The organism is Cupriavidus sp. NPDC089707 (assembly GCF_044748965.1).
In the GTDB taxonomy this organism is placed as follows: Bacteria; Pseudomonadota; Gammaproteobacteria; order Burkholderiales; family Burkholderiaceae; genus Cupriavidus.
The window spans coordinates 297,284-320,747 of sequence record NZ_JBIVHB010000002.1; the positions used below are offsets into that span (position 1 = coordinate 297,284).

Genomic DNA, 23,464 nt, shown 5'->3' on the forward strand with positions numbered 1-23,464 from the left:
AGATAAGCAGACGAGGAGATTGCATGACGCAGCACGCTGCGCGCCCCACTGGCCGCAAGACCGCCACTTCGGGCGCTTCGGGCACATCCGCCGGCGCTTCGGCCGCGAAGGATCGGGCCGCCGGTTCGGGTGAAGCAAAGGGCGCATCCGCCGCCGAACCTACCCGCGCGACCCGCGCGGCCCGCCGCAGCGGCACCGAAGGTACCAGCGGCGCCACCCCGCGCACCGCCAAGCGCGTCGCCAAACCCCAGCTTTCCATCGTGTCGAGCAACGGAACCACCATCGCGGCCGCCCCCGGCCGCCGCACCCCCGACAAAGACCTGCCGCTGCGCGAGGACATCCGCTTCCTGGGCCGCCTGCTCGGCGATTGCCTGCGCGAGCAGGAAGGCGACGCCGCCTTCGAGGTGGTCGAGACCATCCGCCAGACGGCAGTGCGCTTCCGGCGCGAGAACGACCGTGCCGCCGGCACCGAGCTGGACCGCCTGCTCAAGCGCCTGTCGCGCGACCAGACCAACCAGGTGGTGCGCGCGTTCAGCTATTTCTCCCACCTGGCCAATATCGCCGAGGACCAGCACCACAACCGTCGCCGTCGCGTGCATGCGCTGGCCGGCTCGCCGCCGCAGGCCGGCAGCCTGCAGCATGCGCTGGAAAAGATCGACGCCGCCGGCGTCACCGGCAAGCAGCTGCGCAAGTTCCTGGACGAGGCGCTGATCGTGCCGGTGCTGACCGCGCACCCGACCGAAGTCCAGCGCAAGAGCATCCTGGACGCCGAGCGCGAGATCGCCCGCCTGCTGGCCGAGCGCGACCTGCCGACAACCGCGCGCGAGCGCGAGCACAACACCGCCCAGCTGCGCGCCAAGGTCACCACGCTGTGGCAGACCCGCATGCTGCGCGACGCGCGCCTGACGGTGGGCGACGAGATCGACAACGCGCTGTCTTACTACCGCACCTGCTTCCTGCGCGGCATCCCGCAGCTGATGACGGAGCTGGAAGAAGACATCGCGGCAGTGTTCCCGGCCACGCGCAAGCGCAAGGGCACCCCAGGCACCGCGGGTAACCAGCCGGCACCGCTGGCGCCGTTCCTGCAGATGGGCTCGTGGATCGGTGGGGACCGCGACGGCAATCCCAACGTGACCGCCGAGACCCTGGAGCATGCCTCCAGCCAGCAGGCCCAGATGATCCTGGACTGGTACCTGGATGAAGTCCACGCGCTGGGCGCCGAGTTGTCGATGTCGACGCTGATGGTCGATGCCAGCCCTGAGTTGCTGGCGCTGGCCGAACGCTCGCCCGATATTTCCGAGCACCGCGCCGACGAGCCCTATCGCCGCGCGCTGATCGGCATCTACGCGCGCCTGGCCGCCACCTGCAAGACGCTGACCGGCCACGCCGCGCCGCGCCGTCCGGTGGCGCCGGCCGAGCCGTATGACAGCGCCGAAGCCTTCGCCGCCGACGTGCAGGTGGTGATCGACTCGCTGCGCGAAAACCACGGCCAGGCGCTGGCAGGCGCCCGCATCGACGCGCTGGCGCGTGCCATCGGCGTGTTCGGTTTCCATCTGGCGTCGGTCGACATGCGCCAGGTGTCGGACGTGCACGAAGCCGTCATCGCCGAACTGTTCGCCGCCGCCGGCATCGCCGCCGACTACGCCGCCCTGCCCGAGCAGCGCAAGCTGGAGCTGCTGCTGGCCGAGTTGCGCCAGCCGCGCCTGCTGACGCTGCCGTGGCATGAGTACTCCGAGCAGACCCGCAAGGAGCTGGCGATCTTTGCCGCCGCGCGCGAACTGCGCAAGCGCTACGGCAAGCGCATCGCGCGCAACTACATCATCTCGCACACCGAGACGCTGTCGGACCTGGTCGAGGTCATGCTGCTGCAAAAAGAATCCGGCATGCTGCAGGGCACGCTGGGCAGCAAGACCGACCCGGCGCGCATGGAACTGATGGTGATCCCGCTGTTCGAGACCATCGAGGACTTGCGCAACGCCGCCGGCATCATGCAGTCGCTGCTGGACCTGCCGGGCTTCGATTCGGTGATCGCGCACCATGGCATCGAGCAGGAAGTGATGCTCGGCTATTCGGACTCCAACAAGGACGGCGGCTTCCTGACCTCCACCTGGGAGCTGTACAAGGCCGAGCTGGCGCTGGTTCAGCTCTTTGAAGAGCGCAAGGTCAAGCTGCGCCTGTTCCACGGCCGCGGCGGCACCGTCGGCCGCGGCGGCGGCCCGACCTACGACGCCATCCTGTCGCAGCCGCCGGGCACGGTCAACGGCCAGATCCGCCTGACCGAGCAGGGCGAGATCATCAACAGCAAGTTCGCCAATGCCGAAATCGGCCGGCGCAACCTGGAGACCGTGGTCGCGGCCACGCTGGAAGCGTCGCTGCTGCCGCAGCAGAACGCGCCCAAGGACCTCGACATGTTCGAGGCGGTGATGCAGCAGTTGTCGGACCGCGCCTTCTCGGCCTACCGCGACCTGGTCTACGAGACCCCGGGCTTCAAGGACTACTTCTTCGCCACCACGCCGATCACCGAGATCGCCGACCTGAACCTGGGTTCGCGCCCGGCCTCGCGCAAGCTGATGGACAAGAAGCACCGCCGCATCGAAGACCTGCGGGCGATCCCGTGGGGCTTCTCGTGGGGACAGTGCCGGCTGTTGCTGCCGGGCTGGTACGGCTTTGGCAGCGCGGTAAAGGCGCTGCTGGACCGCGCGCCGGACGACAAGGCCCGCAAGTCCGCCGTCACCGTGCTGCGCCGCATGGTCAAGACCTGGCCGTTCTTCTCCACGCTGCTGTCCAACATGGACATGGTGCTGGCCAAGACCGACCTGGCGGTGGCTTCGCGCTATGCGCAGCTGTGCGATGACGCGGCGCTGCGCCGCAACGTGTTCAACCGCATCAGCAAGGAATGGCACCTGACCAGCGAGATGCTCGCGCTGATCACCGGGCACCAGGACCGGCTGGCGGACAACCCGCTGCTGGCGCGCTCGATCAAGAACCGGTTTGCCTACCTGGATCCGCTGAACCACTTGCAGGTGGAGTTGCTGAAGCGCTACCGGGCCGGCAAGGACGGGGATGATATCCGTGTCCGGCGGGGGATCCACCTGACTATCAATGGGGTGGCGGCGGGGCTGCGCAATACCGGGTGACGGCAATCGCGGGACCGCCGGTTGGCTCCCCTCGCCCATTTATGGGAGGGGGGCCGGGGGAGAGGGCAGGCGCTTGCCAGCATGACACCGCCCGGATCGCCACTGCCGGCTCGCGCGGAGACTTTGAATCCCTGCGGTCCTGCCACCGCCTGCCCTCTCCCCCGCCCCTCTCCCGCAAGCGGGAGAGGGGAGCCAACATTCGGCAAGTTTCAGCCGATTCAGCCGATCCCAACGCCTCAGCCGACAAACGCCCCCGGCACCGGATCCTCACCCAGCGCGTGCAGCAGGACCGCCCAGTGCATTGCCTCGTCCCCGAGGATGCTGCCGGCGGTGCGGGTCAGCTCGCGGTTGTGGAAGTTCGGCAGCACACCCAGGTAGGCGGCGGTCGCGCCCTTCTCCAGCCCCGCGGCAAAGCGCAGCACATCGGCCTGGTTCTTCAGGCTCTCGGTCGGGAACTTGTATTCCGACGCTTTCTTCGCCATCACCGGCATGCCACCCAGCTTCGACACCGTCCCGGCCAGCACCTGCGCATGGGCCTTGTGGTGGTCCTGGAACTTCACCGCGGTGGCCAGCACCGGCTTCTGCAGCAGCCCGCTTTCGGCGCCGACCTGGTAAGCGGCGATCGCCTGGTATTCCAGCCCCAGCGCGGTATTCAGGATATTGATGTCGTCCTTGGTGCTGCCCGACTGCGTCTGCGCCCACGCCGGCATCGACTCGCCGAGCGTGATGACTGCCAGCGAGCCGAGCGCGAACAGGCCCGGCGCCTTGAGCAAGCCCCGCCGGCGGGCATCCGGCAGCGTGACGATGGTTCCGGCCTCGTGCGTGGGTTTCTGTGACATGCGGTCCATGGTGTTCTCCTGTGAGGGATGACAACGTGGCACCCCGTGGCCGGGGTGCCTGGCTTGCGCCTGTCACTTCTACGCACGCGCCGCGCGTTTGGATGCGGCGCTACCTATAATCCGGCAAAGCTCCCTTGCAAGGACCTGTCCCGGTGCCGTCCTCCCCCCAGCCGTCCTATTCCGCGCCTGCCAGTCCCGATCGGCTGGGGGCACTGCTGCAGGCCGTCGCCGTGGGCGACCGCCAGGCGCTGCGCGGCCTCTATGACCTCACGGCGACGAAACTGTTTGGCCTCGCACTGCGTATTACTGGGAGGCGCGATTGGGCGGAGGATGTCGTGCAGGAGAGCTTTGTCAGCATCTGGCACCACGCCGGCGACTACCGGCCGCACCTGGCCGCACCGATGACCTGGATGACCGCGATCGTGCGCAACCGGGCGCTCGACAGCCTGCGCCGTGCCGCCGCCGCGCGCGTTGCGCAAACTGTCGAGCTGGACGAAGACCTGGGCGAGTGGCTTGCCGACGACGCCGCCGGCCCCGCCGAACTGGCCGATGCCAGCCAGCAGGCGCGCGCGCTGAACCGCTGCCTGCAACGGCTGGAGCAGGCGCAGCGACAGGCCATCGTGCTGGCGTACCTGCAGGACCTGAGCCATGCCGAACTGTCGGCGCGGCTGCGCGTGCCGCTGGGCACGGTCAAGTCCTGGGTGCGCCGCGGCCTGGAGCGGCTGCGCCACTGCATGGAGGCGGCGACATGAAGCTGGCCGCCCATCCCGAGCTGCTCGACCGCCTCGCCGCCCAGTACGCGCTGGGCGTGCTGCGCGGCGGTGCCCGCCGGCGCATGGAACACCTCGCGCGCGAAGAGCCGGCGGTGCACGCCGCCATCCTGCGCTGGCAGGACCGGCTGGCCGGCGTGTCCGAGTTGCAGGCGACGGCGGAGCCAGTCGACAAGGTCTGGTGCGGCATCGAAACCCGGCTGGGCTGGAAGCCGCCCGTTGAGGCTGCCCAGCCTGCTCGGCCCGCTATGTCCGCCAAGCCCGCTGAAGAACCGGCGGCCGGCTGGTGGCAGCGCCTGTGGTCGACCCCGGTGTACTGGCGCGGCGCGGCGGCGGCAATGGCCGTGGTGACGGTGCTGTCGATCGGGATCGGCATGCAGGTTGGGCAGCAGCGCGAGGCCGCGCCGGCCGCGGTCATCGCCGTGCTCAACGACGACCACGCCCAGCCCGCCATGCTGGTGTCGTGGGACGCGAGCGCACGCAGCCTGATCGTGCGGCGCCTGGATCACCTGAAACTGAGCGAACGGCAGGTGCTGCAGCTGTGGGCCCTGCCGGCCGACGGCAAGCCGCGCTCGCTCGGCGTGATCGGCCGGGCGCCGCAGGCCCGCCTGGCGATGGCCGAGCCCCCCTCCGCGGTGCCGGCCCTGGCGGTCAGCATCGAGCCGACCGGCGGCTCCCCCAATGCCGACGGGCCGAGCGGCCCGGTAGTGTTCAAGGGGCCTGTACTCCACAACCCGCTGTAACGGGCGCCCGCACGGCGCCGCCATGCCCCCGGCGGACGATATAATCGCCCTTTTCCCAAATTCTCCAATTCGCTTGCGCCCGCCGACGCTCATGCGCCGGCCGCCCGCGGCGAACCACTGCAGCCGACGTCCATGTCCACCTCCCAACTTGCCAAGAAAGGCGAAGCCTGGTCCGCCCGCTTCTCCGAACCGATGTCCGACCTGGTGAAGCGCTACACCGCCTCGGTGTTCTTCGACAAGCGCCTGGCCCTGTTCGACATCCAGGGTTCGCTGGCCCACGCGGCCATGCTGGCGAAGCAGGGCATCATCGCCGAGGCAGACCGCGCCGAGATCGAGCGCGGCATGGCCCAGATCAAGGGCGAGATCGAGGCCGGCAACTTCGAATGGAAGCTGGACCTGGAAGACGTCCACCTGAATATCGAGGCGCGCCTGACCGCGCTGGTCGGCGATGCCGGCAAGCGCCTGCACACCGGCCGCTCGCGCAATGACCAGGTCGCGACCGACATCCGCCTGTGGCTGCGCAGCGAGATCGACAACATCATTGCCCTGCTCGGCGCGCTGCGCACTTCGCTGCTGGACCTGGCCGACCAGAACGCCGACACCATCCTGCCGGGCTTCACCCACCTGCAGGTCGCGCAGCCGGTCACCTTCGGCCACCACCTGCTGGCCTACGTGGAAATGTTCACCCGCGATGCCGAGCGCATGGCCGACTGCCGCAAGCGCGTCAACCGCCTGCCGCTGGGCGCCGCCGCGCTGGCCGGCACCAGCTATCCGATCGACCGCGAGTTCGTGGCGCAGCAGCTGGGCTTTGACGGCGTTTGCCGCAATTCGCTGGATGCCGTGTCGGACCGCGATTTCGCCATCGAATTCTGCGCCGCCGCCGCGCTGGTGATGACGCACGTGTCGCGCTTCTCGGAAGAACTGGTGCTGTGGATGAGCCCGCGCGTGGGCTTTATCGACATCGCCGACCGCTTCTGCACCGGCAGCTCGATCATGCCGCAGAAGAAGAACCCCGACGTGCCCGAGCTGGCGCGCGGCAAGACCGGCCGCGTCAACGGCCACCTCATCGGCCTGCTGACCCTGATGAAGGGCCAGCCGCTGGCGTACAACAAGGACAACCAGGAAGACAAGGAGCCGCTGTTCGACACGGTCGACACCGTCGTGGACACGCTGCGCATCTTCGCCGACATGGTGCCGGGCATCACCGTCAAGCCGGAAGCGATGCGCGCCGCCGCGCTGCAGGGCTACGCCACCGCCACCGACCTGGCCGACTACCTGGTCAAGAAGGGCCTGCCCTTCCGCGATGCCCACGAAGCCGTGGCCCACGCTGTCCGTGCCTGCGACAGCCGCCAGTGCGACCTGGCCGACCTGAGCGTGGCCGAGCTGCGCGAGGTGTCGGGCCTGGGCGACAAGGCCGCGCTGATCGGCGACGATGTGCATGCCGTGCTGACGCTGGAAGGCTCGGTCGCCGCGCGCAGCCATATCGGCGGCACCGCGCCGGACCAGGTGCGCGCTGCCATCGCGGCGGCACGCCAGGCGCTCAACGGCTGATCCGGTCAACCCCTTCGCGGGTTAGCCAGTCCGGAAAGACGGGAGCCACGGGGCTCCCGTTGTTTTATTCGGTGCGCTCAACGTACCGCCATCTGTTGTGAATTACACGAAGGTGCAGCGGCGCCGGGCACGTGGTTGCGCATAAAAATACCGAATCTGACCAAAAATCCACGCCATTACCGCGAATTCAGTGCAGCAACGCCTGCATATGTGACGCACTGGGGATTCACCCTAAAGATGCCACGGGGGCGAGGCCGTAGACTAACGCGCCACCCTGTATCCCCCACATCCTAGGACGATCACATGTCTTTCCTCATGAGAATCTCACGGCTTATCGATGCCGTGAACGATTTCATCGGGCAGTGGGCGAAATGGCTGATCCTGCTGGCCGTGCTGGTCTGCGCGGGCAACGCCATCATTCGCTACACCTTCAGCATCAGCTCCAACGCCTGGCTCGAACTGCAGTGGTATATGTTCGCCGCCGTATTCCTGCTGGGCGCGCCCTTTACCTTGCGGCGCGACGAGCATGTGCGCATCGACGTGATTGCCGGGCGCTTTTCCGAACGCACCCAGGTCTGGATCGATATCTTCGGCATCCTGTTCTTCCTGCTGCCGATCTCCGCGATCATCCTCTGGCTGGCGATCCCCTACTTCTGGTTGTCATATGCCGGTCATGAGATGTCCGGCAATGCCGGCGGGCTGATCCGCTGGCCCGCCAAGTTCCTGATCGTCGCGGGCTTCCTGATGATGATCCTGCAGGGCCTTTCCGAGCTGATCAAGCGCTTTGCCTACCTGAAGGGCGAACTGCCATTCTCGGCATTCCGCAAGCACGCCGTCGACCCCGCGCTGGAGATCGCCGCGATCGCGGAGGCCAACCAGCCCGGCCCGTCCGGAAAACAATAAGGGGCGCGCACGATGACGCAATTCCTGATCGCGAACATGGCCCCGATCATGTTCGCTTCGCTGGTCGTATTTCTGCTGTCGGGCTTCCCGATCGCGTTCGCGCTGGCCGCCAACGGCCTGCTGTTCGCCTTTATCGGCATCGAGCTGGGCATGCTGCCGCCCGAACTGCTGCAGGCCCTGCCCAGCCGGCTGTTCGGCATCATGGAGAACGACACGCTGCTGGCGATCCCGTTCTTCACCTTCATGGGCCTGATACTCGAGCGCTCCGGGATGGCCGAAGACCTGCTCGACACCATCGGCCAGCTGTTCGGCCCGATCCGCGGCGGCCTGGCCTATGCGGTGATCTTCGTCGGCGCGCTGCTGGCGGCGACCACCGGCGTGGTGGCAGCCTCGGTGATTTCGATGGGTTTGATCTCGCTGCCGCTGATGCTCAAGTACAAGTACGACAAGCGGCTGGCATCGGGCGTGATCGCCGCCTCGGGCACGCTGGCGCAGATCATCCCGCCGTCGCTGGTGCTGATCGTGCTCGCCGACCAGCTGGGCCGCTCGGTGGGTGACATGTACAAGGGCGCCTTCGTGCCGGGCCTGGTGCTGACCGGCCTGTACATGGGCTACGTCCTGCTGGTCACGCTGATCAAGCCGGCCGCGGCCCCGGCCCTGCCGCTCGAGGCGCGCACCTTCCGCGAAGCCAGCGGAAAGAGCGGTTCAACCTCGGTGCTGGTGCTGACCGCGCTCGCGATCGCGGTGGGCGTGGCAGTGGACAAGATGTACAAGCCGGAGGCGCCGCTGGACGAGCGCCTGGTGATCTCGGTGGGCGCAGCCATCCTGTTCGCCTTTGTGCTTGCTATGGTCAACCGGCTGCTCAAGCTGAACCTGCTGTCGCAGATGGCGGAGAAGGTCACGTTCGTACTGATCCCGCCGCTGGCGCTGATCTTCCTGGTGCTGGGCACGATCTTTGTCGGCGTGGCCACGCCCACCGAAGGCGGCGGCATGGGGGCACTGGGCGCGCTGGTGCTGGCGCTGATCAAGCGCCGCCTGGACCTGAAGCTGACCAAGCAGGCAATGGAAGCGACGATGAAGCTGTCGGCCTTCGTGATCTTCATCCTGATCGGCGCTCGCGTGTTCTCGCTGACCTTCTACGGCGTGGACGGTCATATCTGGGTGGAGCACCTGCTGACCGCCCTGCCTGGCGGCCAGACCGGCTTCCTGGTCGCAGTGAACGTATTGTTCTTCCTGCTGGCGTTCTTCCTGGACTTCTTCGAGCTGGCCTTCATCCTGGTGCCGCTCGTGGGCCCGGTGGCCGACAAGCTGGGCATCGACCTGATCTGGTTCGGCGTGCTGCTGGCGGTGAACATGCAAACCTCGTTCATGCACCCGCCATTCGGCTTCTCGCTGTTCTACCTTCGCTCGGTGGCGCCGCGTGATGTGAAGACTTCGGACATCTACTGGGGAGCAGTCCCGTTCGTGGTTATCCAGCTGGTGATGGTGGCGCTGATCATCGTCTTCCCAGGCCTGGTCAGCACGGGCGGGCACAAGGCGCAGGACCGCAGCATTACACGCGACCTGTCGATCGACATGGAGGGCAGCAGTGCCAAGCCGCAGACGCCCTCCCTGCAGGCACCGGCATCCGGGCCTGCCGAGAGCGGCACGCTTGAGTTGCCAAGCCAGCCGGCAGCCGAGAGCGAACCGGCCGGACCGCAATTCGAGTTCGAGAAGAAGTGATAAGCAACGGCCGATGAATCGAGCCCCGCAGCGATGCGGGGCTTTTTTTACGTGTTTCATTTCGCTGCCGCTGCCGCTGCTGCTTTGGACTGCAGGCATTGCACCAGGAACTCCACCGTAGCCCTCACGCCAGGCAACTGCCCACGGCGCGCAGGCATCAGCAGCGTCGTCGTCACGCTGCCCGCGCTCCAGCCGGGCAGCACGCGAACCAGCTGGCCGGCCGCCAGCGCCGCGCGGCACGTCTGCTCGGGCAGCGGCACAATCCCGAGCCCGCCCGTGGCAGCGCCCAGCAGCACCATGGATTCGTTCACGGTCATGCGTGCCCGCGGCGTGACCTCCCGGTGCGCACCGTCCGGGCCGTTGAGGCGCCACGTTCCGGCTGCAGCGCCGGTCAGCAGTCCATCGTGCTCTGCCAGTTGCTCAGGCAAGGCCGGCACGCCGCGTGCTGCCAGGTAGTCCGGCGAGGCAACCAGCACGATGGCTTCGACCGCCAGCGCACGCTGTACCAGGCCGGAGTCGGGCAGCGGCGCGAAATGGCTGCGTACGGCGATGTCGAAGCCTTCCTGCACTAGGTCGACCATGCGGTCCGATACCTCCAGCTGCACGTGCAGGCGCGGGTAGGCGCTTGCCAGCGCCGGCAGGTGCGCCGCCAGGTATAGCTGCGCGGTCGGCACCGAAGCCGTGATCCGCACCGTGCCGCTGGGCTCAGCCACGCGTCGCTGCACCGCCTCCTGCGCCGCCTCCGCCTCGATCAGTGCCGCGCGCGCGTGTTCATGAAAATCGCGGCCGGCATCGGTCAGCGTGAAGCTGCGCGAACTGCGGTAGACCAGCCGCGCCTGCAGCGCCTGCTCCAGCTCGGCCACCCGCTTGCTGACGGTGGACTTGGGCACGCCGAGCGCCCGTCCCGCGGCGGCAAAACCGCCGTTGGCCACGGCGGCAACGAAGAAGCGCAGGTCGTTGAGATTCAGCATCGGCGCAAAGTCTACAAGTGTGGACGATATGTCGGATTCTTGCCCACTACTCAGCCAAAGTCCACAGCATTACATTTCTCCTGTGCCCGGCTGGCGGGCCAGAAACCTGATCCTGGAGAACAAGATGCATCCCACCCTCTTCTACGGCGTTCCTTCCGGCTGCTCGTTCGGCTCCATCGTCGCGCTCGAATGGCTGGGCGAACCGTATCGGCTGTGCCGCATCGGCATGCCCGAAGAAGTCACCGGCGACGCCTATCGCCGCATCAACCCGGTCGGCGAGACACCCACGCTGATGGACGCGCAAGGCAACGCCATCAGCGAAAGCCTGGCCATCCTGAACCACATCGGTGCGCGCGGCATCGGGCGTGGCCTCGGCTTTGCCCAGGGTACGCGCGATTTCGACAGGCTCAACCAGATGCTGGCCTACCTCAACACCAGCTTCTTCGGTGCCTTCGCCCCGCTCTGGTATGCGCTGGAGCATGGCGCAGAGGGTGCCGACCTGGAGGCCTTGACCCGCTATGGCGCGGCCGAAGTGCGCAACGTGCATGCCGAACTGGAGGCCATGCTGGGTGACAAGCCCTGGCTGCTGGGCGAGCAACGCACGCTGGCAGATGCGTACTTCATCGGTATCGCTCGCTGGACCCGCTACCACAAGGTGCTTGATCGCAAGGACTATCCCGGCCTGCAGCGTCTGTTCGACAAGCTCGAAGCCGATCCGGCGGTGCGCTTCGCGCACGCGATCGAGCGCCAGGAGGCCGCGCACAGCAATGGCGGCTTCATGGGACACGTGACGCTGGCGGAAGCGATGGGACAGCGCTGACGGGTGCGCTCGGCAGTGGCGTGGCGCGGGCAAATGCGAATCGCCTCATCGACCGGCATCCGGGCGCGGCGCACACTGGGCGCCTCTTATTGCCAACTCACGGAGCCGCGCCATGCATGCCGTCACGCCACTGCCCTTTCCTCCTGCCCCTCCTGCCGCGAGGTCGCGCCACAAATTGCACGTACCAGCGCATATACGTGAGCGGCACGACGCTATCAATGCTAGCATCCGAGCATCCGATTGTGAGGAGCGCAAGATGGCAACCCTGCTCGTTCGTGGCATCGATGAATCCCTGGTCCAGCGCCTGCGCGAGCAGGCCGCCGCCAATGGCCGCAGCGCCGAGGCCGAGCACAGGGCCATCCTGGCGCTGGCACTGGGCGGCACGCGAAGGCGCAGTTTTGCCGAAGTGCTGGCCAGCATGCCGGACGTCGGCGAGGATGCCGATTTCCAACGCGGTCAGGATTCTGGCGAGGCGCCGCGTGTATTTGATTGATACCAATGTCATCAGCGAGGCGCGCAAGCGCGAACGCGCCAATCCCGGCGTGCGCGCGTTCTTCCGGCAGGCGGCGCGCGATGGTTCGGCGCTCTTCCTGTCCGCGCTGACCGTGGGGGAGTTGCGGCGCGGCATTGCGCTGATCCGCCATCGCGGCGACACGGCGCAGGCCGAGGCGCTGGAGCAATGGCTGACGGCCGTGCTGCAGGATTTCGGCCGGCAAGTATTGCCCGTCGATGCCGATGTCGCCCAGATATGGGGGCGGCTACGCGTGCCGCGTCCGGAGCATGCGCTGGACAAGTTTATTGCCGCAACGGCGCTGATCCACGATCTGACGATTGTCACGCGGAATGTGGAGGATTTCAGCGGGACGGGGGTGGAGTTGTTGAATCCGTTCGGCTGACTAGATAGAAAAAGCCCCGCATACGCGGGGCTCCAGATTGCTGACAAAGCTGGCGTGCCAGCTTGTTTGCTCCCCTCTCCCGCTTGCGGGAGAGGGGTTGGGGGAGAGGGCAGGCGCATGGCAAGCACCGTAGCGCCTCACTTCGTGGAGACTCCGGCCCTCTCCCCCTCCTCTCTCCCATAAATGGGAGAGGGGAGACAACACTCGCAGCTTTGACTTTGTCAGCATCCTCAAGCCCCGCATGCGCGGGGCTCCTTCCAGTGCCGGATTCGCTTACAGCTCAGACTACCTGCTTCACGCAGTCCACGAAGTAAGCCTTCTTGCCGTCCACCTCGTCCTCCACCAGCCCGTGGATGTCGGTCTCGAAGCCCGGGAACAGCTTGTTGAACTCGCGTGCGAACTTCAGGTACTGCACGATGGTGCGGTTAAAGCGCTCGCCCGGGATCAGCAGCGGGATGCCCGGCGGGTACGGCGTCAGCAGGATCGCGGTGACGCGGCCTTCGAGGTCGTCGACCGGCACGCGCTCGATTTCGCGGTGCGCCATCATTGCCCACGCATCCGACGGCTTCATCGCCGGTTCCATGTCCGACAGGTACATCTCGGTGGTCACGCGCGCCACGTCGTTGGCCTTGTACACGCTGTGGATCGCATCGCACAGGTCACGCAAGCCCATGCGCTCGTACTGCGGATACTTGCCGACAAATTCCGGCAGCACGCGCCACAGCGGCTGGTTCTGGTCGTAGTCGTCCTTGAACTGCTGCAGTTCGGTCACCAGCGAGTTCCAGCGGCCCTTGGTGATGCCGATGGTGAACATGATGAAGAACGAGTACAGGCCCGTCTTCTCGATGATGATGCCGTGCTCGGCCAGGTATTTGGTGACGATCGCCGCCGGGATGCCGCGCTCGCTGAACTCGCCATCCACGTCCAGGCCCGGGGTAATGAGGGTGGCCTTGATCGGGTCGAGCAGGTTGAAGCCATCCGCCAGGTCGCCGAAGCCGTGCCAGCGCTCGTTGGCCTTGAGCATCCACTCTTCACGGTCGCCGATGCCGTCTTCGATCAGTGCTTCCGGGCCCCACACCTTGAACCACCAGTCGCCGTTGTGGCCGGCATCGTAGTCGCCCTCGACCTTGCGCATGGCGCGGCGGAAGTCCATTGCCTCCTGGATGCTCTCTTCCACCAGCGCGGTGCCGCCCGGTGCTTCCATCATCGCCGCGGCCACATCGCACGAGGCGATGATCGAGTACTGCGGGCTGGTCGAGGTGTGCATCAGGTACGCCTCGTTGAAGCGGTAGCGGTCCAGCTTGCGCGTCTCGGAGTCCTGCACAAGGATCTGCGAGGCCTGCGACAGGCCGGCCAGCAGCTTGTGCGTGGACTGCGTGGCAAACACCAGCGCGTCCTTGCTGCGCGGGCGATCGCGACCGATCGCATGCATGTTGCGATAGAAGTCGTGGAACGCCGCGTGCGGCAGCCAGGCTTCGTCGAAATGCAGCGTGTCGATTTCCGCGGCCAGCATTTCCTTGATCTGCTCGGCGTTGTACAGCACGCCGTCGTAGGTGCCCTGCGTGATCGTCAGGATGCGCGGCTTCTGGTTCTTGGCCTTGCTGGCGAACGGGTGCGCAGCAATCTTGCGCTTGATCGTTTCCGGATCGAATTCGCTCTTCGGGATCGGGCCGATGATGCCGTAGTGGTTGCGCGTCGGCATCAGGAACACGGGAATCGCGCCCGTCATCATGATCGCGTGCAGGATCGACTTGTGGCAGTTGCGGTCCACCACCACGATGTCGCCCGGCGCCACGTTGGCGTGCCACACCATCTTGTTCGACGTCGAGGTGCCGTTGGTGACGAAGTACATGTGGTCCGAGTTGAAGATGCGCGCGGCATTGCGCTCGGACGCGGCCACCGGGCCGGTGTGGTCGAGCAGCTGGCCAAGTTCATCCACCGCGTTGCAGACGTCGGCACGCAACATGTTCTCGCCGAAGAACTGGTGGAACACCTGGCCCACCGGGCTCTTCAGGAATGCCACGCCGCCAGAGTGGCCGGGGCAGTGCCACGAATACGAGCTGTCCTGCGCGTAGTCGATCAGCGCCTTGAAGAACGGCGGCGCCAGCGTGTCCAGGTAGACCTTCGCCTCGCGGATGATATGGCGCGCCACGAACTCCGGCGTGTCCTCGAACATATGGATGAAGCCGTGCAGCTCGCGCAGGATATCGTTGGGGATATGGCGCGAGGTGCGGGTTTCGCCGTACAGGAAGATCGGCAGGTCCGAGTTGCGGCGGCGCACTTCGGCAACGAACGCGCGCAGCTTCTCGATCGCGGCGACTTCGGGCTGGTCGTCGTCGCGCACGAACTCATCGTCATCGATCGACACGATAAAGGTCGACGCGCGGCTGGACTGCTGCGCAAACGACGTCAGGTCACCGTAGCTGGTCAGCCCCATGACCTCCATGCCCTCTTTCTCGATCGCCTCGGCCAGCGCGCGGATGCCCGAGCCTGAGATGTTCTCGGAGCGGAAGTCTTCGTCAATGATGATGACGGGGAAGCGGAATTTCATCGGGCATCCTTGATGGAAAGCAGGACATAAAGGACTTGAGCCACATGGCCGGCAGGGGTTCCCCTGCGACGGCGACATGTGGCTCTCACGTCAGGTCTGGGCGCCCCCGCGCGGTCATCGCGGAGCGGCCGTTCCGGCAAACGCCGGCATTGTAATGCGATCAGGTCTTCGGCAGTGTGACACCGTGCTGGCCCTGGTACTTGCCGCCCCGGTCGGCGTACGAGGTCTCGCAGACTTCGTCGCTCTCGAAGAACAGCACCTGGGCACAGCCTTCGCCGGCGTAGATCTTGGCGGGCAGCGGCGTGGTGTTGGAGAACTCCAGCGTCACATAACCTTCCCATTCCGGCTCGAACGGAGTCACGTTGACGATGATGCCGCAGCGCGCATAAGTGCTCTTGCCGAGGCAGATGGTCAGCACGCTGCGCGGGATGCGGAAATACTCCATCGTCCGCGCCAGCGCGAAGGAATTCGGGGGAATGATGCAGACATCACCCTTGAAGTCCACGAAGGACTTCTCGTCGAAGTTCTTCGGGTCGACGATGGTGCTGTTGATATTGGTGAAGATCTTGAATTCGTCGGCGCAACGGATGTCGTAGCCGTAGCTCGAGGTGCCGTACGACACGATCTTGCGCCCGTCGGCCTCCCGGACCTGGCCTGGCTCGAACGGCTCGATCATGCCGTGCTGCTCCGCCATGCGGCGGATCCATTTGTCGGATTTGATGCTCATAGTTGGGAGGTAGACACACTGGCTCGGAGTGCGCCGCATTGTACAACCATTCCGCCCGCGTTCCGTTGAGACAACACCGCATCCGCCGCCCGGCGACAAGTGGCGCTTAATACACAATCAAGCGACTGCGTCTTCGGGAATCCGGTGACGGAATCGTTCGCGCCCCGTGTAGAGCAGGAAATGCTTGCCGGTGCAGCGCGCGAACAACGTCAGGTTGACCCGTTTGGCCATCTGATACCCCATCTGTGTCACGCCCGAGCGCGACAGCAGGAAAGGGATGCCCATCTGCGCGCCCTTGATGACCATTTCCGAGGTCAGGCGGCCAGTGGTGTAGAAGATTTTGTCGGTGCCGGTCATGCCCTCCAGCCACATGCGCCCGGCAATGGCGTCGACCGCGTTGTGGCGGCCGACGTCCTCGACAAACATCAACATTTCGGTCCCCTTGAACAGCGCGCAGCCGTGGACCGAGCCAGCCTGCTTGTAGACCGACTGCTGCAACCGGATGGTGTCGATGATGCCGTACAGGGTGTCCTGGTCGAGCATGGCGTCCACCGGCAGGCGGATATTGTCGACCTCGTCCAGCAGCGAGCCGAACACCGTGCCCTGTCCACAGCCGGTGGTCACCACGCGGCGCGCGGTGCGCTCCTCGATGCGGTCAACGCCGGTGCGGGTGGTGACGGCGGCGGATTCGGTTTCCCAGTCGACCTGCACCGCGGCGATGTCCTCGATCGATTCGATCAGCCGCTGGTTGCGCAGGTAACCCAGCACGAGGTGCTCGGGCGCGCCGCCCAGCGTCATCAGCGTGACCAGCTCGCGCTTGTCCAGGTAGACCGTCAGCGGGCGCTCGCCCGGCAGGTAGGCCGCGCGCACGCGTCCCTGCTCGTCGACGACTTCGACCTCTTCGATCAGCGGAACGGCTGCCTGGGTAAGCTCGGGACGCAGGGTCATGACAGAAAGGCCAAGGGCTGCTGGAAGGTGCCCCGTGCCGTTCAGGCGAGCATCGGGGCTGCGGTTACGGTGCCTTTGCGGGAGATTGTACCGTGCCGGGCGCAACCGGTCTGGCATCGGGACCGGTGCTCGCAACCGCGGGCACCGGCACTGCTGGGGGCGCCGCCGAAACGGGCGCAACGAATGGTCCCGGATCGGCACATGGCGCGGTCTGCGCCGCCGCGCGCGCGTCCTTGCCCTGTGCCTGGCGTTCGGCGTAGTAGCGTGTCGCGATCTTGTCCTGCGCGCGGCACAACTGGAAGGCAGCGACCTTGTCCGACCAGGCGGCGCGGGCCTTGGTCTCGGCGGCCTTGGCTTGCTGGGCTTCGCTGGGCGGCGGCAGCTTGGCCAGCGCGCCGGCGCTCAGGGTGGCGCCGGCGGCCAGGGCGATCAGCGTCAGGGTGCGTGTCATGGTCGATGCTTCCCGAAGTGTTGGGTGTCCTGCCCTATCAAGCTTCGCCCGGGGTATGCCGCCCGGGCCGGCCCGTCGCCGCATCCGGACTGGCCGGGCCGGGCGAACGCTGCGCAGGGATCTTGCCGGACTGGATGTCGTCGTACCAGAGCTCGTGATGTTCCTTCGCCCACGCTTCGTCGACCCATCCGTCGCGCATGGCACGGTAGGCGCCTTCCATGCCGATCGTGCCCATGTAGATATGGCCGCACGCCATCGCGATCATCAGCACGGCGGAAATGCCATGGATCACGTTGGCGATCTGCATGGTCGCGCGATAGTAGTCCATGCCCGGCACGATCATGTCGAGCACCCAGCCCGAGGCCGATAGCACGATGCCGAAGATGAACACGCCCACCCAGAACCACATCTTCTCGCCGGCGTTGAAGCGCCCGCTCGGCACGTGCTTGCCGGACGCCAGTCCACCCAGGCGGGTGACCCAGCGCACGTCCTCGCGGCCGGGCAGGTTATCGCGCACGAACACCACGAAGGCCGCAATGACCGACACCGTGAAGATCGGCCCGACCACGTTGTGCAGGTTCTTCAGGATGTAGCTGAGCCAGCCGAACAGCATGTGCCCCATCAGCGGCAACAGGAAATGCTTGCCGAGCAGCATCACGATGCCCGACACCGCCAGCACCACGAACGAGATCGCCATGGTCCAGTGGACGATGCGCTCCAGCGGCGTAAAGCGTTCGATCATGCGGCCGGTGCGCGGCTCGCGCAGCGGGATGGTGCCGCGCCACAGGTAGAAGCCCAGGATGGCCAGCGGCACCACCAGCATCAGCCAGCCGCCCCAGACAGTGATCACGCCGTTGCGGAACAGGCGCCATTGCTGTCCGGCGCGCTGGATCAGCACGCCGGCTTCCTTGTCGGGCAGGCTGCTGTAGTGGCGCTGGTCGGAATTGACCTCGCGCCATGCCGGCGCGTTGTTGCCGGGCTGCGTGACGGTACGCTCCTGCTGCGAGCGGGCCTCGGCGGCGATGTCACGGGGCGGCACGTCGAAGATGTTTTGCGATGCGATGCCGGCCAGCGGCTGGGCCGGATGCGTGGCCGGGTTGTTGGCATCGGCGCTGCCCGACGCGGTGGCCGGGCCGGTCGACGGCCCCGGTGCGGGAGCCTGGGCGGCGGCGCTGCCGGCCACGGCCATCAGTGCCAGCGCGCCGGCCGCCAGCCAGCGGCGCCATCCGGCGCCCTGCCCGCTGCGGCATGCATTGTGCGACGGCGTCATACGCCCTCCTTCAGGTCATCGGGAGCAGGCGCGCGGATGGCACCGCCTCCCCACTGCGGCGCATTCATTGCACGCGGTTGTACTCGTTCTGGTACTGGTTGCGCTGGCGGATCTGGTTATCCCAGCTGGTCTTGTCGCCCGCGGTCCAGCCCTTGGCGACGAAGGGGTCGTCGGGCGCGCCCTGGTAGGCCTGGGCGTCGGCCTTGCGGTGCGACTGGTTGATGGTCTGCGGCTTTTCGCCGCACGCGGCCAGCAGCGCGCCGCACAGTGTCAACAGGAGGATGGCGCTGGTGCGGCTCATGATGACTGGCCTCCCGGAGCGCCGGTTGCGGCTGGGGTAGTCGGTGCTGCCGGCGCGGCAGCTGGGGTTGGCGCGGCTGGCGTGGAGCGGGCCCCGGGCGCGTCCGGCCCGGCGGGGCCAGCCGGCGCTGCCGGCGCCCCCGGCGCGGCCTTGGGCACGCCATAAGCCGTGCCCCAGCCGAACACATCGCCGCCGGTCCCGCGCTTGATCACGCGGTTGCGCAGGATGTCGGCAATCACGTCGCCGTCGCCGCCCAGCAGCGCCTTGGTCGAGCACATCTCCGCGCACAAGGGCAGCTTGCCTTCGGCCAGCCGGTTGCGCCCGTACTTCTCGAACTCGGCCTCGCTGCCGTTCTTCTCCGGGCCGCCGGCGCAGAACGTGCACTTGTCCATCTTGCCGCGCACGCCGAAGGTGCCGGCCGACGGGAACTGCGGCGCGCCGAATGGGCAGGCATACGAGCAGTAGCCGCAGCCGATGCAGACGTCCTTGTCGTGCAGCACCACGCCGTCGTCGGTGCGGTAGAAGCAGTCGACTGGGCACACCGCCATGCACGGTGCGTCGGAGCAATGCATGCAGGCCACCGAGATCGATTTCTCGGCGCCGACCATGCCATCGTTGACGGTGACCACGCGGCGCCGGTTCACACCCCAGGGCACCTCGTGCTCGTTCTTGCAGGCCGTGACGCAGCTGTTGCACTCGATGCAGCGCTCGGCGTCACAGATGAATTTCATGCGTGCCATGATGTTCCTCTGCTCTGTCCTGTGGCTTATGCAAACCGCTCGATCTGGCAAACGGTGGTCTTGGTCTCCTGCATCATCGTCACCGAGTCATAGCCATACGTGGTGGCGGTGTTGACGGCCTCGCCCCGCACCACCGGCATTGCGCCTTCGGGGTAATAGTCCTTCAGGTCCTTGCCCTGCCACCAGCCCGAGAAGTGGAACGGTATGAAGGCGGTATCCGGCCCGACCCGCTCGGTCACCAGCGCGCGCACTTTCAGCGCGGCGCCGGTCGGCGTTCTGACCCAGCAGAAGTCGCCGTTGCGGATGCCGCGATCGGAGGCTGCGCGCGGGTTGATCTCGACAAAGTTCTCCTGCTGCAGCTCGGCCAGCCACGGGTTGGAGCGGGTTTCCTCGCCGCCGCCCTCGTACTCGACCAGCCGCCCGGAGGTCAGGATGATCGGGAACTTCTCGTAGACCTTGTTCTCGATATTGCGCTGCTGCACCGACTTGTACAGCGTCGGCAGCCGCCAGAACGCCATCTTGTCGTCGTGGGTCGGGTACTTGGCCACCATGTCGGGCCGCGTGGAGTACAGCGGCTCGCGGTGCTGCGGGATCGGATCCGGGAAGTTCCACACCACCGCGCGCGCCTTGGCGTTGCCGAACGGGTGGCAGCCATGGTTCTTCAGCACCACGCGCTGGATGCCGCCGGAGAGGTCGGTCTTCCAGTTCTTGCCTTCGGCCTTGGCCTTCTCGGCCTCGGTCAGGTCGTCCCACCAGCCCAGCTTCTTCAGCAGCACGTGGTCGAACTCCGGATAGCCGGTGGTGATCTCCGCGCCCAGGGAGTACGAACCGTCCTCGGCCAGCAGGTTGACGCCGTCGCGCTCCACGCCGAAGTTGGCGCGGAAGTTGCCGCCGCCGTCCATCACATGCTTGCTGGTGTCGTAGAGGTTGGGCGAACCCGGGTGCTTGAGTTCCGGCGTGCCGTAGCACGGCCACGGCAGGCCGAAGTAATCACCGGTCAGGTCGTAGCCCGTGACCGGGTCCTTGCCTGCCTTGCAGCGCAGCGTCTTGACGTCGAACATCTGCATATTGCGCATATGCGACTTCAGCCGCTCCGGTGACTGGCCGGTGTAACCGATGGTCCAGTTGCTGGCGTTGATCTCGCGCAGGATCGACTCGGGCTCCGGCTCCATCCAGGTGCGGCCGGCGCGCTTGACCTCGATCAGCTTCATGTTCTTCGACAGCTCCTTGCCAAAGCCAAGCTTGTCGGCGAACGCCTGCATGATGGTTTGGTCGGGCATCGACTCGAACAGCGGTTCGATGACCTTCTCGCGCCATTGCAGCGAGCGGTTGGAGGCCGTGCACGAACCAGAGGTCTCGAACTGAGTGGCCGCCGGCAGCAGGTACACGGCACGGTTCGGGTTGACCTTGTCGCCCTCGGCGGGCGGCATGTTGGCCATGGCCGCGGTCGCCGACGGATACGGGTCGACCACCACCAGCAGGTCGAGCTTGTCGAGCGCCTTCTTCATCTCCAGCCCGCGCGTCTGCGAGTTGGGCGCATGGCCCCAGAAGAACACGCCGCGCACGTTGTTGTCCTGGTCGATCAGCTCGTTCTTCTCGGTGACGATATCGATCCAGCGCGACACCGTGGTGCCGGACTTCTCCATCATCGCCTGCGAGGCGAACTGCTTCTTGATCCATTCGTAGTCCACGCCCCACACCGCGGCGTAGTGCTTCCACGCGCCGGTGGCCAGGCCGTAGTAGCCGGGCAGCGAATCGGGGTTGGGGCCGACGTCGGTGGCGCCCTGCACGTTGTCATGGCCGCGGAAGATGTTGGCGCCACCGCCCGCCACGCCGATGTTGCCCAGCGCGAGCTGCACCAGGCACGACGCGCGCACGATCGCGTTGCCGATGGTGTGCTGGGTCTGGCCCATGCACCACACCAGCGTGCTGGGGCGGTTCTTGGCCATGGTTTCGGCAACGAGGTAGACCTCTGCCTCGGGCACGCCGGTCACTTCCTCGACCTTGTCGGGCGTCCACTTGGCCAGCACCTCTTCCTTGACCTTGTCCATGCCGTAGACGCGGTCGTTCAAATACTTCTGGTCTTCCCAGCCGTTCTGGAAGATGTGGTACAGCATGCCGAACAGGAACGCGATGTCGGTGCCCGAGCGGATGCGAACATAGTGATGCGCCTTGGCCGCGGTGCGGGTGTAGCGCGGATCGACCACGATCACCTTGCAGCCGTTTTCCTTGGCGTGCAGCAGGTGCAGCATCGATACCGGGTGCGCTTCGGCCGCGTTCGAACCGATATACAACGCAGCCTTCGAGTTCTGCATGTCGTTGTACGAGTTCGTCATCGCACCGTAGCCCCAGGTGTTGGCCACGCCCGCGACGGTGGTCGAGTGGCAGATGCGCGCCTGGTGGTCGGTGTTGTTGGTGCCGAAGAACGAGACCCATTTGCGCAGCAGGTAGGACTGCTCGTTACTGTGCTTGGACGAGCCGACGAAGAACAGCGAGTCCGGCCCCGTTTGCTGGCGGATCTCCTTCATCTTGGCGGTGATCTCGTCCAGCGCCTGGTCCCAGCCGATGCGCTGGTACTTGCCGTTGACCAGCTTCATCGGGTACTTCAGCCGGTATTCGCCGTGCCCGTGCTCGCGCAGCGCGGCGCCCTTGGCACAGTGCGCGCCCAAGTTGATGGGCGAATCGAACACCGGCTCCTGGCGGATCCATATGCCGTTCTGCACCACCGCATCGACCGCGCAGCCGACCGAGCAGTGGCCGCACACGGTGCGGCGCACGACGATGCCGCTCTTGCCATCGGCGGCGCCCTTCTTGTCGTCGGCGGCATCGGCCTTGCGCAGCAGCGTCAGTTGCGACGCCGCCAGGCCGGCACCGACGCCGATGCCCGAGCGCTTGAGAAAGCTGCGGCGGTCCATGGTCGGCATGGCGCCGGCCAGGCTTGCGGCGAGCCGCTGTGAGAGGCGTCCGGTTCCGGCTTGCGCGCCGGCAGGGTCGTGCCGGTTGGCGAGGCCGTCAGCGAGGCGGGCGGATGCGCCCTGCGCCGCGCGTTTGCGGGTCAAGATCATGTCTCACCTCAGATACGGACGAGAGCCGTCCGGTTGCAGGCGGCGCGGCGAACCACGCCGCCCTGGCATTTACACCAGTGTGGTCCGGTAGTACTTGCGAATGTGTTCTGAGACCCGGTAGCCCTTGTTGTCCGACGGGGTGTCGGCGGGTTCCGGTAGAGCGGCGGCCTGGTCCGGTAGTGCCGGTCCACGCGCTGTCAGCGCTGCCGCACCGGTTGCGGCAGCCACAACTCCAGCGCCCGCGAGAAACGAGCGGCGCGCGACCCGGGTTGGCTTCTCTCTCATGTGGGGGCTCCTCGGCTGTCAAAGCCCGATGGTTTTCGCCGTTATGCGTTGTTATGCATATTCTAGAAGCATCTCAAAGGAAAGACCATGATATGCAAGGGTTTATCCTGACTTCGAGCGCTTCTCAGTTCATCTCCAGCGCCAGCGCCTCGACACTGGCAAACGCGGCCAGCAAGCCGGCAACACTGCGATAGAAGCGCGCCTGCGGGTGCGCAATCACTGCATCGCACAATTTCTCGACCCAGGGCTGCAGGTGCTGCGCGTAGAAGCGCTGCTGCTCGCCGAGGTTGGACACCGACAGGTCATCGCCCGCCACCAGGAAGCGCATCACTTCGCACAACGTGGCGATGTGGTCTTCGGTCTCGCTTACACCGTCGTGGCGCTCCAGGCCATAGCGGGCGAGGTCTTCGCGCAGCGCCACCAGCGGGCGCTCGTTGAGAAAGCCCGTCAGGTAGAACGAGCCATACAGGAACACATCCTGCCGGCCCACGCCGACGAATAGTTGCCGATATTCCTCTTCAGCCTCTGCCGCGGTGGTCTCGGCTGCTGCGTCGCACAACGCATTCCACGCCTTGCCCAGTACCGTATCGGCGTCTTCGCCGACGGCGCGGTTGGCCGCGATGTGGTGCAGCAGCGCGGCATCGGGGGCACGATAGAACAGCGTGGCCAGCAGGCCGTACAGGTCGGCGCGGGCGGTGTCCTCGGCATCGTCGGCGGGCAGTGCGGCGGTGAGCTGGATCGGCTGGGAATCTGTCATGTCGTGATGAATTGTGT

General features: G+C 66.3%; 21 protein-coding genes. 9 read left to right on the forward strand and 12 right to left on the reverse strand.

The window, feature by feature from the left end:
* The first annotated feature begins 23 nt into the window (after positions 1-23).
* Positions 24-3,137, forward strand: coding sequence for a phosphoenolpyruvate carboxylase (ppc, locus tag ACIP1U_RS04715; protein WP_400312320.1), 3,114 nt, complete (start codon positions 24-26; stop codon positions 3,135-3,137).
* Positions 3,138-3,373: 236 nt separating this feature from the next.
* Here the strand turns inward: ppc and ACIP1U_RS04720 are convergent, their stop codons facing one another.
* Positions 3,374-3,985: a ferritin-like domain-containing protein gene (locus ACIP1U_RS04720; protein ID WP_400312322.1), complete on the reverse strand. Its 612-nt coding sequence runs from the start codon at positions 3,983-3,985 to the stop codon at positions 3,374-3,376.
* Positions 3,986-4,128: 143 nt separating this feature from the next.
* Here ACIP1U_RS04720 and ACIP1U_RS04725 point away from each other — a divergent pair, with 143 nt between their 5' ends.
* The 5 genes from ACIP1U_RS04725 to ACIP1U_RS04745 all read left to right on the forward strand — a co-directional run bounded on the left by ACIP1U_RS04725 (position 4,129) and on the right by ACIP1U_RS04745 (position 9,665).
* Positions 4,129-4,728: a sigma-70 family RNA polymerase sigma factor gene (locus ACIP1U_RS04725; protein ID WP_400312323.1), complete on the forward strand. Its 600-nt coding sequence runs from the start codon at positions 4,129-4,131 to the stop codon at positions 4,726-4,728.
* Positions 4,725-5,489 carry an anti-sigma factor domain-containing protein gene (locus ACIP1U_RS04730; protein ID WP_400312325.1) on the forward strand — a complete coding sequence of 255 codons (765 nt, stop codon included), beginning with the start codon at positions 4,725-4,727 and terminating at the stop codon, positions 5,487-5,489. The genes ACIP1U_RS04725 and ACIP1U_RS04730 overlap by 4 nt, the downstream gene beginning before the upstream one ends.
* Before the next feature lie 132 nt (positions 5,490-5,621).
* Positions 5,622-7,040, forward strand: a complete 1,419-nt coding sequence (argH, locus tag ACIP1U_RS04735; protein ID WP_400312327.1) for an argininosuccinate lyase — start codon at positions 5,622-5,624, stop codon at positions 7,038-7,040.
* Between the two features lie 303 nt (positions 7,041-7,343).
* Positions 7,344-7,943 (forward strand): TRAP transporter small permease subunit, encoded by a 600-nt coding sequence (locus ACIP1U_RS04740; protein ID WP_342912452.1) that lies wholly within the window; start codon positions 7,344-7,346, stop codon positions 7,941-7,943.
* A 12-nt stretch (positions 7,944-7,955) separates the two neighbouring features.
* The gene (locus ACIP1U_RS04745; protein WP_400312329.1) at positions 7,956-9,665 is read left to right on the forward strand and encodes a TRAP transporter large permease subunit; all 1,710 of its coding nucleotides are present in this window, start codon (positions 7,956-7,958) and stop codon (positions 9,663-9,665) included.
* A gap of 56 nt (positions 9,666-9,721) precedes the next feature.
* Here ACIP1U_RS04745 and ACIP1U_RS04750 read toward each other — a convergent pair whose 3' ends face one another.
* Complete coding sequence (locus ACIP1U_RS04750) at positions 9,722-10,636, reverse strand: LysR substrate-binding domain-containing protein (RefSeq protein ID WP_400312331.1); 915 nt, start codon at positions 10,634-10,636, stop codon at positions 9,722-9,724.
* 124 nt (positions 10,637-10,760) lie between these two features.
* On the opposite strand from ACIP1U_RS04750, the gene ACIP1U_RS04755 reads away from it, so the two are divergent.
* From ACIP1U_RS04755 to ACIP1U_RS04765, 3 genes are all read left to right on the forward strand, one after another.
* Complete coding sequence (locus ACIP1U_RS04755; RefSeq protein ID WP_400312333.1) at positions 10,761-11,456, forward strand: glutathione S-transferase family protein; 696 nt, start codon at positions 10,761-10,763, stop codon at positions 11,454-11,456.
* Between the two features lie 256 nt (positions 11,457-11,712).
* A complete protein-coding gene (locus ACIP1U_RS04760) occupies positions 11,713-11,949 on the forward strand; it encodes a FitA-like ribbon-helix-helix domain-containing protein (protein ID WP_342912456.1) in 237 nt (78 codons plus the stop codon).
* On the forward strand, positions 11,936-12,352 hold the full coding sequence (locus ACIP1U_RS04765; RefSeq protein WP_400312335.1) for a type II toxin-antitoxin system VapC family toxin: 417 nt from the start codon (positions 11,936-11,938) through the stop codon (positions 12,350-12,352). The genes ACIP1U_RS04760 and ACIP1U_RS04765 overlap by 14 nt, the downstream gene beginning before the upstream one ends.
* Positions 12,353-12,632: 280 nt before the next feature.
* On the opposite strand, the gene ACIP1U_RS04770 is transcribed toward ACIP1U_RS04765, so the two are convergent.
* The 10 genes from ACIP1U_RS04770 to ACIP1U_RS04815 form a co-directional block, all read right to left on the reverse strand.
* Positions 12,633-14,903, reverse strand: a complete 2,271-nt coding sequence (locus ACIP1U_RS04770; protein ID WP_400312337.1) for an Orn/Lys/Arg decarboxylase N-terminal domain-containing protein — start codon at positions 14,901-14,903, stop codon at positions 12,633-12,635.
* Positions 14,904-15,063: 160 nt separating this feature from the next.
* Positions 15,064-15,630 carry a dCTP deaminase gene (gene dcd / locus ACIP1U_RS04775; protein ID WP_029046089.1) on the reverse strand — a complete coding sequence of 189 codons (567 nt, stop codon included), beginning with the start codon at positions 15,628-15,630 and terminating at the stop codon, positions 15,064-15,066.
* Between the two features lie 117 nt (positions 15,631-15,747).
* On the reverse strand, positions 15,748-16,578 hold the full coding sequence (locus ACIP1U_RS04780; protein WP_400312339.1) for a formate dehydrogenase accessory sulfurtransferase FdhD: 831 nt from the start codon (positions 16,576-16,578) through the stop codon (positions 15,748-15,750).
* Positions 16,579-16,642: 64 nt separating this feature from the next.
* Positions 16,643-17,029: a hypothetical protein gene (locus tag ACIP1U_RS04785; protein WP_400312341.1), complete on the reverse strand. Its 387-nt coding sequence runs from the start codon at positions 17,027-17,029 to the stop codon at positions 16,643-16,645.
* A gap of 37 nt (positions 17,030-17,066) precedes the next feature.
* The gene (locus ACIP1U_RS04790; protein ID WP_400312343.1) at positions 17,067-18,299 is read right to left on the reverse strand and encodes a formate dehydrogenase subunit gamma; all 1,233 of its coding nucleotides are present in this window, start codon (positions 18,297-18,299) and stop codon (positions 17,067-17,069) included.
* 64 nt (positions 18,300-18,363) lie between these two features.
* Positions 18,364-18,600 carry a hypothetical protein gene (locus tag ACIP1U_RS04795; protein WP_400312345.1) on the reverse strand — a complete coding sequence of 79 codons (237 nt, stop codon included), beginning with the start codon at positions 18,598-18,600 and terminating at the stop codon, positions 18,364-18,366.
* Positions 18,597-19,340 (reverse strand): formate dehydrogenase FDH3 subunit beta, encoded by a 744-nt coding sequence (gene fdh3B, locus ACIP1U_RS04800; protein ID WP_400312347.1) that lies wholly within the window; start codon positions 19,338-19,340, stop codon positions 18,597-18,599. Before fdh3B ends, ACIP1U_RS04795 begins: the two co-directional genes overlap by 4 nt.
* Positions 19,341-19,366: 26 nt before the next feature.
* Positions 19,367-22,405 carry a molybdopterin-dependent oxidoreductase gene (locus ACIP1U_RS04805; RefSeq protein ID WP_400312348.1) on the reverse strand — a complete coding sequence of 1,013 codons (3,039 nt, stop codon included), beginning with the start codon at positions 22,403-22,405 and terminating at the stop codon, positions 19,367-19,369.
* A 69-nt stretch (positions 22,406-22,474) separates the two neighbouring features.
* The gene (locus ACIP1U_RS04810) at positions 22,475-22,690 is read right to left on the reverse strand and encodes a formate dehydrogenase (protein ID WP_400312350.1); all 216 of its coding nucleotides are present in this window, start codon (positions 22,688-22,690) and stop codon (positions 22,475-22,477) included.
* Positions 22,691-22,814: 124 nt separating this feature from the next.
* Positions 22,815-23,447, reverse strand: a complete 633-nt coding sequence (locus tag ACIP1U_RS04815) for a molecular chaperone (protein ID WP_400312352.1) — start codon at positions 23,445-23,447, stop codon at positions 22,815-22,817.
* Positions 23,448-23,464 lie beyond the last annotated feature (17 nt).